Raw genomic sequence first — 450 nt, forward strand, 5'->3', positions numbered from 1 at the left:
GCGCAGCCGTGCGCGCCAGCGCGGGAGGGCCTCGACCAGCCCCAGGCCGCCGGCCAGGTGCCGAGCACGCAGGCACACCCGCGCCTGGTCGCTGCCGGCGGCGCGCGCATGCGACGTCGCGACCGCATCGTCCAGGTGGCCTCCGACGCGCTCGCGCAGGCGCACGGCCTCGGCCAGCAGGCAGGCCTCGAAGGCACCGTTCGCACTCATGGTCGGCTGTGGTCGCGCCTGGGCATGGCCGGATGGTGCCAGATCGTCCGCCCGGCTCCGGTACGATCCGCCCCTCGCTTGCCGGATGGACCCCACGTGTCTTCGATCATCTCCATCAGGAACCTCGGCAAGACCTATGCGTCCGGCTTCCAGGCGCTGAGCGCGGTCGACCTCGAGATCCGCAAGGGCGAGATCCTTGCGCTGCTCGGACCCAACGGCGCCGGCAAGACCACGCTGATC

The 450-nt window shown here is 72.2% G+C and carries 2 protein-coding genes; one reads left to right on the plus strand and one right to left on the minus strand.

What is annotated here, in order from left to right:
- Window positions 1-210: hypothetical protein (locus tag I6F37_RS39755; RefSeq protein WP_225154342.1), on the minus strand; the 210-nt coding region annotated here is incomplete at its 3' end.
- A gap of 96 nt (window positions 211-306) precedes the next feature.
- Here I6F37_RS39755 and I6F37_RS39760 point away from each other — a divergent pair.
- Window positions 307-450: ATP-binding cassette domain-containing protein (locus tag I6F37_RS39760; protein WP_225154343.1), on the plus strand; the 144-nt coding region annotated here is incomplete at its 3' end.

Origin of the sequence: Bradyrhizobium sp. NBAIM08 (assembly GCF_020193935.1) — a bacterium.
Lineage (GTDB): Bacteria > Pseudomonadota > Alphaproteobacteria > Rhizobiales > Xanthobacteraceae > Bradyrhizobium > Bradyrhizobium yuanmingense.